A 1071-nucleotide genomic window follows, 5' to 3' on the forward strand; every position below is an offset into this window, starting at 1 on the left:
CAGTGGTTCGTTCGATCTGGGTGTAACCGCAACGTCTGCGGACGGCACCGACACCGCTTCTGTGTCCGACACGATCTCTGTATCTGTTGAAGGTGAAGCAGACGCGCCGACCCTGGACGTTACCGATGCCTCCGGCACCGAAGACAGCCCGATCGCGCTCGACATCGATGCAGGCCTCACCGATAGCGGTGAAGTCCTGTCCGTAACGGTTTCGAACATCCCGGATGGTGCAACCCTCTCGGCTGGCACCGTTAACCCGGACGGTACCGTTACCCTGACCGCTGATGAGCTTGACGGTCTGACCATCACACCGCCAGCTGATTACAGTAGTTCGTTCGATCTGGGGGTCACTGCAACTTCGGCAGATGGCACCGACACTGCTTCTGTATCCGACACCCTGACCGTTGATGTCACTGGCGAAGCCGATGCGCCGACACTCGATGTGACGGATGCCTCTGGCACCGAAGATACTGCCATTGCCCTTGACGTTGATGCCGCGCTGACAGACAGCAGCGAAGTTCTCTCCGTCACCATCTCCAACATCCCCGATGGTGCAACGCTCTCTGCCGGCACCGTCAATCCCGATGGCACGGTTACCCTGACCGCTGATGAGCTTGATGGTCTGACCATTACGCCGCCGGCTGATTACAGCGGATCGTTTGATCTGGGCGTCACCGCAACTTCGGCAGACGGCACCGATACCGCTTCTGTATCCGACACGATCTCTGTATCTGTTGAAGGTGAAGCAGACGCACCGACCCTCGACGTTGCCGATGCAGCGGGCACTGAAGACAGCCCGATTGCGCTCGACATCGATGCAGGCCTCACCGATAGCGGTGAAGTTCTCTCCGTTACCATCTCCAACATTCCCGATGGTGCAACTCTCTCGGCTGGCACCGTTAACCCGGACGGTACCGTTACCCTGACCGCTGATGAGCTTGACGGTCTGACCATCACACCGCCAGCTGATTACAGTGGTTCGTTCGATCTGGGTGTAACCGCAACGTCTGCGGACGGCACCGACACCGCTTCTGTGTCCGACACGATCTCTGTATCTGTTGAAGGTGAAGC

At 58.5% G+C, this 1071-nt stretch carries 1 protein-coding gene; it reads left to right on the forward strand.

The window, feature by feature from the left end; genetic code table 11:
• On the forward strand, positions 1 to 1071 hold a 1071-nt coding region (locus tag JF44_RS20470; RefSeq protein ID WP_033068669.1), incomplete at both ends, for a hypothetical protein.

This window comes from Thalassospira australica, from assembly GCF_000763295.1.
Lineage (GTDB): Bacteria > Pseudomonadota > Alphaproteobacteria > Rhodospirillales > Thalassospiraceae > Thalassospira > Thalassospira australica.